Annotated in this window: 9 protein-coding genes; 3 read left to right on the top strand and 6 right to left on the bottom strand. The window is 68.0% G+C overall.

Annotated features, from left to right (window positions below; translation table 11 throughout):
* The 3 genes from ACK41U_RS14600 to ACK41U_RS14590 all read right to left on the bottom strand — a co-directional run.
* The coding region (locus ACK41U_RS14600) for a lysylphosphatidylglycerol synthase domain-containing protein (protein WP_409681553.1) at positions 1-232 on the bottom strand (232 nt) is incomplete at its 3' end.
* A gap of 8 nt (positions 233-240) precedes the next feature.
* On the bottom strand, positions 241-1,797 hold the full coding sequence (locus ACK41U_RS14595; RefSeq protein WP_409681551.1) for a sulfatase: 1,557 nt from the start codon (positions 1,795-1,797) through the stop codon (positions 241-243).
* Entirely contained in the window at positions 1,794-2,522 is a 729-nt protein-coding gene (locus ACK41U_RS14590; protein WP_409681549.1) for a CDP-alcohol phosphatidyltransferase family protein, read from the bottom strand. Before ACK41U_RS14590 ends, ACK41U_RS14595 begins: the two co-directional genes overlap by 4 nt.
* A 96-nt stretch (positions 2,523-2,618) precedes the next feature.
* Here ACK41U_RS14590 and ACK41U_RS14585 point away from each other — a divergent pair, with 96 nt between their 5' ends.
* Positions 2,619-3,164: a cytochrome b gene (locus ACK41U_RS14585; protein ID WP_409681547.1), complete on the top strand. Its 546-nt coding sequence runs from the start codon at positions 2,619-2,621 to the stop codon at positions 3,162-3,164.
* 21 nt (positions 3,165-3,185) lie between these two features.
* Here the strand turns inward: ACK41U_RS14585 and ACK41U_RS14580 are convergent, their stop codons facing one another.
* Positions 3,186-3,497 carry an ETC complex I subunit gene (locus ACK41U_RS14580; protein WP_409681545.1) on the bottom strand — a complete coding sequence of 104 codons (312 nt, stop codon included), beginning with the start codon at positions 3,495-3,497 and terminating at the stop codon, positions 3,186-3,188.
* Positions 3,498-3,624: 127 nt separating this feature from the next.
* Between ACK41U_RS14580 and ACK41U_RS14575 the strand changes: the two genes are divergently transcribed.
* On the top strand, positions 3,625-4,173 hold the full coding sequence (locus ACK41U_RS14575) for a superoxide dismutase family protein (RefSeq protein WP_409681543.1): 549 nt from the start codon (positions 3,625-3,627) through the stop codon (positions 4,171-4,173).
* 5 nt (positions 4,174-4,178) lie between these two features.
* Here the strand turns inward: ACK41U_RS14575 and ACK41U_RS14570 are convergent, their stop codons facing one another.
* A complete protein-coding gene (locus ACK41U_RS14570) occupies positions 4,179-4,478 on the bottom strand; it encodes a hypothetical protein (RefSeq protein WP_409681541.1) in 300 nt (99 codons plus the stop codon).
* An 82-nt stretch (positions 4,479-4,560) separates the two neighbouring features.
* Here ACK41U_RS14570 and ACK41U_RS14565 point away from each other — a divergent pair, with 82 nt between their 5' ends.
* A complete protein-coding gene (locus tag ACK41U_RS14565) occupies positions 4,561-4,845 on the top strand; it encodes a hypothetical protein (RefSeq protein ID WP_409681540.1) in 285 nt (94 codons plus the stop codon).
* Positions 4,846-4,928: 83 nt separating this feature from the next.
* Here the strand turns inward: ACK41U_RS14565 and uvrB are convergent, their stop codons facing one another.
* Positions 4,929-7,115, bottom strand: a complete 2,187-nt coding sequence (gene uvrB / locus ACK41U_RS14560; RefSeq protein ID WP_409681538.1) for an excinuclease ABC subunit UvrB — start codon at positions 7,113-7,115, stop codon at positions 4,929-4,931.
* Between the last annotated feature and the right edge of the window lie 19 nt (positions 7,116-7,134).

The following is a 7,134-nucleotide window of genomic DNA, read 5'->3' as shown; positions in this document are numbered from 1 at the left end:
GCGCCAGAAAATACTCGGACAGCGCGCGGCGCGCCGTCAGGTGCTGACCCAAAGCGCGCCCCACCAGCCGCCAGCGCCAGGCCGACAGCACGGTCTGCGCCCACAGCGCCAGCAGCCCGGCCAGCAGCCAGAGCGGATCGGCCCGCCGCAACCGCGCGAGCGCATCGGCGGCATCGGTCTGCCACCAGACCAGCGTGACGATCATCACCGCCACAGCCAGCCGCAGGATCACCCCCCATCTCATGCCGGAGGCCCGCCGCCAAAGCTGCCCAGGATCAGATCGCGCAGCCGGTCCATCGGCAGCGGCTGCGCCCCGGGCGGCGGGATCAGGCCGGGATGCAGGCCCCATCCGGCGGTGCGCGCCACCAGAGCCTCTGGTCCGATGACGTGAAAGGGCACATCGGGTCGCTCGTCCAGCGCGATGCGGGGTGCGGTCTGATGGTCGCCGATCACGAGGATCAGCGGCGGGTCGGCGGCATGCAGCGCGGCATAGCTGGCCACGACCTGAAGGCTGTAATCGACCGCCTGCCGGTATTGATCGCGCACCCGGTCGCGGTCGCGCCAGACAAGTTCGGGCGGGTCACCCGCCTGCGCCATCTGGTCGAACACCCGGCCATCGCCGATGTCGGACCAGTCCAGCAGGTGCGGCACCGGCACCCATGGCGCATGCGACGAGATCAGCGCCACCTGCGCAAACAGGCGCCGGTCGTCGCGGCCGTCCCCGCTGTCGTCGCGCAGCAGCCGGTCCAAAGCGGCCATGGTGAACTGATCGGGCATCGTGACCCAGTTGAAGGGCAGTCCGCGATAGCCCAGATCGCGGGCGGGCAGCACAGTGTCAAAGCCCATCCGGCTGGCCTCGGGCCAAGGCAGGGTGATCGCAGGCATCACCGCCGCCGTGCGGAATCCCGCCGCCTGCGCGTGGTGAAACAGCCCCTGCCGGTCGCTGACCAGCGCGGTGCGATAGCGGGTCTGATCCGCGATCCACAGCCCCGAGGCCAGCGTCGCATGCGACAACCAGCTTTGCCCGCCGCGCGTCGGCGCCGTCAGAAAGCCCGACCGCATCGCCAGCCCGGCCCCGGCCAGCGCCGTTTCGGCCCGGCGCAGGGTCGGCAGATGCGTGTCGGCATAAAGGGGCGTGTCAAAGCTGGTCCGGCCATAGCTTTCGACAAAGATCACCAGCACGTCGCGGTCGATCGCGCCCAGCAGCCCCGCCGCCCCGGCAAAGGGATCATGCGCCGCCGCCGCGCGGAAGGCCCGCAGTTCGCGGATCGTCTCGGCAAACAGTGCCGCCCTGCCCGCGGCATAGCGCGCCGCATCCGCCCGGATCGCCCCCATCTGCACCGCCACCAGCGCCACGGCGGCCATAACGGCCAGCGCCGCCAGCCCCTTGCGGCCCCGCGCCCGCGCCCAGACCCCGCAGGCCCACCACAGCGCCAATGCGATCGCCGCCAGCGCCACACCGGCCCCCAGCGCAACCGCCACCGCTCCCGGCACGCCGACGCTGCCCGCGATCAGCCGCATTCCGGCCTCGATCAGCGGCAGATCGGCGCGCAGGTTAAAGCCGCGCCCCAGCGCCGAGACCATCGCCAGATCCGCGATCTTATGCGCGGCCAGCAGCACCAGCGCCACCACCGCGACAGGCCGCAACCCGCGCCCCAGCAGCGCCAGCGCCAGCAGGATCACCGGCAGTTCGGGCGTCAGCCAGCCCGTGACCTGACCGGGGCGCGCAGGCAACAGCAGGACCAGCCAGATCAGCCCCGCCGCCAGCAGCAGGCGCAGGACATCGCGCAGGCTCATCGTGCCATCCGGTGCAGGGTGCGAATATCGACGGCAAAGGACCAGATCAGCGCCACCGCCGCCGCACGGGCCAGCCAGATCGCCTGCGCCGCATCCGGCCACGGCGTCAGCAGCGCAATCAGCACGCCAAGCTGGATCACGCAGATCACCCGCCGCCGCTGACTGGGCGGCAGCGCCGCGCGCAGCCATGGCAGCACCCACCCCGCCGCCACATAGACATAGCGCATGAGGCCCAGCACCAGCACCTCGGCCCCCACCGCCGAGCCCGCCAGCACATGCAGCGACAGGATCAGCGCCAGCGCCGAGTCGACCTCGACATCAAACCGGGCGCCAAAGCCCGAGGCCAGACCGTGGCGGCGCGCCAGCCAGCCGTCCACCCCGTCCAGCGCCAGCGCCAGCGTGGCCAGCGCCGCCACTGCCCAGCCCGCCGCCATCCCCCCGGCCAGCGCCCCGGCCAGCGTGCAGACGATCGCCGCGCGGATCAGCGTCACCAGATTGCAGGCGCCGAAATGCCCATGCGGATAGCGCGCCCGCATCAGCAGTCCCAGCACCCCGGCCAGCCCGGCAAAACCCGCCCCGGCGACCAGAACGCCCCGCAATGGCAAGGACAGCGCCAGCGCCGAAAGCAGACAGACGGCCAGCCCCGCCGCACTTGCGCCAAGCAGGACGGGCACGGGGACAATAGGCGTGCGGGACGAGATCTGCAGGGGTCGGGCGTTGCGCATCAGACAAGCAACCCCGCCGCCCCCGGCGCGTCAAGCGCCTTTCAGGGCTTCGCGCAATCGCCGGACCGCGCTATGCTGACCGGGATCGGAGGCACCATGACCCCACCCCCCGCCTATCGCCGCCCGGCCATCTGGCTGCACTGGTCGGTCGCGCTGCCGGTGCTGCTGATGATCCCGGCGGGCCTGCTGATGACCCGCGACGATCTGTCACGCGAGACGCAGGACATGCTGTTCCTGTTTCACAAGAACATGGGCGTGCTGCTGGTGCCGCTGATCGCCCTGCGCATCGCCTTTCGGCTGACCCACCGCCCGCCGCCGCTGCCCGGCACCCTGCCCCTGTGGCAGCGGCGCGCGGCGGGACTGTCGCATGGGCTGCTCTATGCGGGACTGGTGATCATGCCGCTGTCGGGGATCATCCGCGTGCGCGCGGGCGGCTTTCCGATCGAGCTTCTGGGCCTGTCGGGTGCGGGCCGCATCATGCCGCGATCAGACGGGCTGGCCGAATGGGCCAGCGGCCTGCACGCGGTCACGGCAATGATGCTGATCGGGCTGCTGGCGCTGCATCTGGGGGCCGCACTCCATCACGGCCTGATCCGGCGCGACGGTATCTGGCAACGGATGTGGCCGCGCAGGCGACAATAGCAGGCGACAATAGCCGGGGGGTCAGTGCGTCCAGGGCACGCGGCGGTCGGTGGCAAAATTCTCGCCATATCCGCGCGGGCGCACGTTCACGCCGCGGCGCTGAGGCTCCTGCACAACGAAATCCAGCCCGTGTTCGCGGGCGTAATCCTCGGCCTGCTTGCGGGTGTCGAACCGCAGCCGAACCTGGCTCTGGGTGTCGTGGCTGCTGGTCCAGCCCATCAGCGGGTCGATCTCGCGCGCATCGGCGGGCGGAAATTCCAGCACCCAGTTTTTGCTGCGGGCCGTGCCCGACTGCATGGCGTTGCGGGCCGGCTGATAGATGCGCACAAGCATGGGAACGTTCCTGTCTGAACCTGCCTGCTTATCGCCAAATCGGCGGCGCGGTTCAAGCCCCCCGACAGCCGGGTGGAACGGAACGCCGGAATGGGGGTTGTTGCTGGACCCAGAGAAGGAGATTGACATGGCGCCCCGCGCGAGACTTGCCCTTGCCGCCGCTGCCCTGATTGCCACGGCCGGCCTCGCGGTGGCCCAGGATCAGGGCCATGACCTCCCCGCCCCCGCCGTCGAACCCGACCTGACCGCAGCGATCGCCGGACCCGACGGCACCAGCCACGGCGAGGCGACCGTGGCCGCGACGCCTTCGGGGCTGATGCTGGTCCGGCTGACGCTGACCGACCTGCCGCAGGGCGTCATGGGGGTCCATATCCACGAAACGGGCGCCTGCGACGACCCTGAATTCCAAACTGCAGGTGGCCATCTGGCAGGCGACCGCGACCACGGCATCATGGCCGGGAACGGACCGCATCCCGGCGATCTGCCCAACCTCCATGTGCCCGAAAACGGTGCGATCACGGTCGAATATTTCGTGCCCCACCTCACGCTTGACCTGATGCAGGACGATGACGGCTCGGCCATCATCATCCACGATCACGCCGATGACTACAGCACCCAGCCGACCGGGGATGCGGGCGGCCGGATCGCCTGCGGCGTCTTCCAAGCGGCCCGGTGAGCGGATCAGAGCGACAGTTCAGCCGGGAACGGCGCGGTCAGTTCGGCCGCGCCCGTCTGCTTGTCGTAGATGCACAGCACCATATCGGCCGGCAACCCGGCATGGCTGATACGCAGGATGGCCGCGCCATAGCTGTCAGAGCCGAACGGGTTGACGTCGACCTCGACCTCGCCCTGCTCGACCAGCGCCATGCAGCTGCTGCGCACATCGTCGCGAAACTGTTCCCATGCCGCGTCGGACGAGGCAGACAGGGATGTGGTCGTCAGACAGACCAGGGAAGCCGCGATCAGACAGCGGTCGGACATGATGGATTTCCTGTTGTTTCAAAGCGTCGTCCGGGACAGCATGCCCCTGTCCCCCGGAACTCGCACATCAGAGAGTTGTGATATGAACGCGTTTTCAGGATTTTCCCGCCGGCTCGCCCCTCTGGCCCTGCTGGCGGTGGTGGCTGGCTGCGGCGGCGGATCGGCCTATACCGTGTCCGGCAATCAGTGCAATCCCGCGCAGCACCGGGCGCTGATCGGCCGGAACGTGGGCGAAATCGTGCTGCCTCCCGCCCTGCCGCGCCGCGAGATCAATCTGGGTCAGGGCGCCGCCCCCGCCACCAATCCCGCCCGCCTGACCATGTATGTCGACCCCAAGGGCTGGGTCGGACAGATCGCCTGCGGCTGACATCCGGTTCTTTGCCTTGGCGAAAATATCCTCAGGGGGTGAGGCCGCCTGCGGCCGAGGGGGCGGAACGCCCCCTTGCCCCCTCAGCTCCGCCGCTTCGATCGCTTGTTGCCGCCCCGCTGCCCCGCGCGCCCGGCGGTCGAGCGCCCCGAGGACCGCACCGCCGCCTCGGCGGCCTCTTCGACGGCAGATTGCCGCGCCAGAGGATCGTCCGAGATCGCCAGATCGACCGCCTCCAGCCGCTTGACCTCGTCGCGCAGGCGCGCGGCCTCTTCGAATTCCAGATTTTCGGCGGCCTTGCGCATCTGCGTGCGCATCGCCTCCAGATGGGCGGCCAGGTTGGCCCCGACCAACGGCTTGTCGACCCTGGTGGTGACGCGCGCCTGATCGGTGTCGCCCTGCCACAGGCCCGCCAGCACATCCTCGACATTCTTGCGCACGGTCTGCGGCGTGATGCCGTGCTTTTCGTTATAGGCGATCTGCTTTTCGCGGCGGCGCTCGGTTTCCGCCATGGCGCGTTCCATGCTGCCGGTGATGCGGTCGGCATACATGATGACGCGCCCGTCCTCGTTGCGTGCCGCCCTCCCGATGGTCTGGATCAGCGAGGTCTCGGACCGCAGGAACCCCTCCTTGTCGGCATCCAGAATGGCCACCAGCCCGCATTCGGGAATATCCAGCCCCTCGCGCAGCAGGTTGATGCCCACCAGCACGTCAAAGGCGCCCAGCCGCAGGTCACGCAGGATCTCGATCCGCTCGATCGTGTCGATGTCGCTGTGCATGTAGCGGATCCTGATGCCCTGTTCGTGCAGATATTCGGTCAGATCCTCGGCCATGCGCTTGGTCAGGGTGGTGACCAGCGTGCGATAGCCCGCCGCCGTGACGCGCCGCACCTCATCCAGCAGATCGTCGACCTGCATCTCGACCGGCCGGATCTCGATCATCGGGTCCAGCAGGCCGGTGGGGCGGATGATCTGCTCGGTAAAGACGCCGCCGGTCTGGTCCATCTCCCATTGCGACGGCGTGGCCGACACAAAGACCGACTGAGGCCGCATCGCGTCCCATTCCTCGAACTTGAGGGGGCGGTTGTCCATGCAGCTGGGCAGGCGGAACCCGTGTTCTGCCAAAGTGAACTTGCGCCGGAAGTCGCCCCGGTACATGCCACCGATCTGCGGCACCGAAACGTGGCTTTCATCCGCGAAAACAATCGCGTTGTCGGGGATGAACTCGAACAGCGTGGGGGGCGGCTCGCCCGGCGCGCGGCCGGTCAGATAGCGGGAATAGTTCTCGATGCCGTTGCAGACGCCGGTGGCCTCCAGCATCTCCAGATCGAAATTCGTGCGCTGTTCCAGCCGCTGCGCCTCCAGCAGCTTGCCCTCATCGGTCAGTTGCTTCAGCCGCAGGGCCAGTTCCTTGCGGATGCCCTTGTTGGCCTGTTGCAGGGTCGGGCGCGGGGTGACGTAGTGGCTGTTGGCATAGATGCGGATCTGCTTGAAGCTGTCCGACTTCACCCCGGTCAGCGGATCGAATTCGGTGATCGCCTCCAGCTCATTGCCAAAGAAATCGAACCGCCATGCCCGATCCTCAAGGTGGGCGGGCCAGACCTCGACCAGATCACCGCGCACGCGAAAGCTGCCGCGCTGAAAGCTGGTATCCAGCCGCTTGTATTGCTGCCCGACCAGCTGGCCCAGAAATTCGCGCTGATCATAGCTTTCGCCCACGATCATGTCCTGCGTCATCGCCGAATAGGTCTCGACCGAGCCGATGCCATAGATGCACGACACCGAGGCCACGATGATCACATCGTCGCGTTCCAGCAGCGCCCGGGTGGCCGAGTGGCGCATCCGGTCGATGGCCTCGTTGATCTGGGATTCCTTCTCGATATAGGTGTCCGACCGCGCGACATAGGCTTCGGGCTGATAGTAGTCGTAATAGCTGACGAAATACTCAACGGCATTCTCTGGGAAAAACCCTTTGAATTCGCCGTATAGCTGCGCGGCCAGCGTCTTGTTCGGTGCCAGAATAATCGCGGGGCGCTGCGTCGCCTCGATCACCTTGGCCATGGTAAAGGTCTTGCCGGTGCCGGTCGCGCCCAGCAGCACCTGATCGCGCTCGCCGCCGGTGACGCCCGCGACCAGTTCGCGGATCGCGGTCGGCTGATCGCCCGCAGGTTCAAACGTGCTGTGCAGGATGAACCGCTTGCCGCCCTCAAGCTTGGGGCGCGTGACTTCCGGAACGCGCGCGACCGGCGCGTTGGTGTTGTTGTGACCCATGGGGTTCCCGTTGTGTTCG

The organism is Paracoccus sp. (in: a-proteobacteria), assembly GCF_046289755.1.
Classification (GTDB): Bacteria; Pseudomonadota; Alphaproteobacteria; order Rhodobacterales; family Rhodobacteraceae; genus Paracoccus.
Note: the sequence above shows the minus strand (reverse complement) of the source record. Positions and strands in the feature narration are given on the sequence as shown.

Excerpts from the sequence above, each read along its gene's own strand:
- ACK41U_RS14595 (WP_409681551.1), bottom strand. The coding sequence starts at position 1,797 with ATGAGCCTGCGCGATGTCCTGCGCCTGCTGCTGGCGGCGGGGCTGATC.
- ACK41U_RS14590 (WP_409681549.1), bottom strand. The coding sequence starts at position 2,522 with ATGCGCAACGCCCGACCCCTGCAGATCTCGTCCCGCACGCCTATTGTC.
- ACK41U_RS14585 (WP_409681547.1), top strand. The coding sequence starts at position 2,619 with ATGACCCCACCCCCCGCCTATCGCCGCCCGGCCATCTGGCTGCACTGG.
- ACK41U_RS14580 (WP_409681545.1), bottom strand. The coding sequence starts at position 3,497 with ATGCTTGTGCGCATCTATCAGCCGGCCCGCAACGCCATGCAGTCGGGC.
- ACK41U_RS14575 (WP_409681543.1), top strand. The coding sequence starts at position 3,625 with ATGGCGCCCCGCGCGAGACTTGCCCTTGCCGCCGCTGCCCTGATTGCC.
- ACK41U_RS14570 (WP_409681541.1), bottom strand. The coding sequence starts at position 4,478 with ATGTCCGACCGCTGTCTGATCGCGGCTTCCCTGGTCTGTCTGACGACC.
- ACK41U_RS14565 (WP_409681540.1), top strand. The coding sequence starts at position 4,561 with ATGAACGCGTTTTCAGGATTTTCCCGCCGGCTCGCCCCTCTGGCCCTG.
- uvrB (WP_409681538.1), bottom strand. The coding sequence starts at position 7,115 with ATGGGTCACAACAACACCAACGCGCCGGTCGCGCGCGTTCCGGAAGTC.